The following is a 721-nucleotide window of genomic DNA, read 5'->3' on the forward strand; positions in this document are numbered from 1 at the left end:
TCGGGCATGTCGTCGCCGCGAGTGAGCAGTGCCTGCCCGCGATTCTCGAGTTCGAGCGCGGCGGCGTACGACGACACTTCCATGTTCGCGTGGAGCGCACGCTTCGACATCTGCACACCGGCAGGCGAATTCGCACTGATGAGGCGCGCCATCGCCAACGCCTCGTCGAGCAGCGACTCGGCCGGAACGACCGCGTTCAGCAGTCCGAGGGACTCGGCCTCCACGGCCTCGATGAAGCGACCGGTGTAGGCGAATTCGGCTGCGCGTGCCGGACCGATGAGGCGGGGCAGGTGCCACGAGGCTCCCAGGTCGCCTGCGGACAGGCCGATCCGCACGAACGCCGCGTTGAACCGTGCCGTCGGCGAACCGATCCGGATGTCGGCGGCGAGGGACAGGGACAGTCCGCCGCCCGCGGCCGCACCGTTGACCGCCGCGATCACGGGGACGCGGATGCTGCGGATCGCCGAGAGGGCGCGTGCAGCCAGTTCCTGCTGGTCCAGCATGCCCATTGGCGTCATCGAGGACAAACCTTCGGCGTCGTCGAGGTCGAATCCGCCGCAGAACGCCTTGCCTGCGCCGGTGAGGATCACGACGCGGAGGTCGTGTTCGTGATCCAGTTGCAGCGCAACCTTCTCCAATTCGATGAACATGGTGTTCGTCATCGAGTTCATTCGTTCGGGGCGATTCAACGTCACGACGGCGATGCCGGGTTCCGGCCGGT

Annotated in this window: 1 protein-coding gene; it reads right to left on the reverse strand. The window is 66.9% G+C overall.

Features of this window, described 5'->3' with window-relative positions; translation table 11 throughout:
- Window positions 1–721 (reverse strand): enoyl-CoA hydratase/isomerase family protein (locus tag MLGJGCBP_RS23680; protein ID WP_160098498.1); only part of this gene is annotated, 721 nt, incomplete at both ends.

This window comes from Rhodococcus sp. T7, assembly GCF_009872365.1.
Lineage (GTDB): Bacteria > Actinomycetota > Actinomycetes > Mycobacteriales > Mycobacteriaceae > Rhodococcus_F.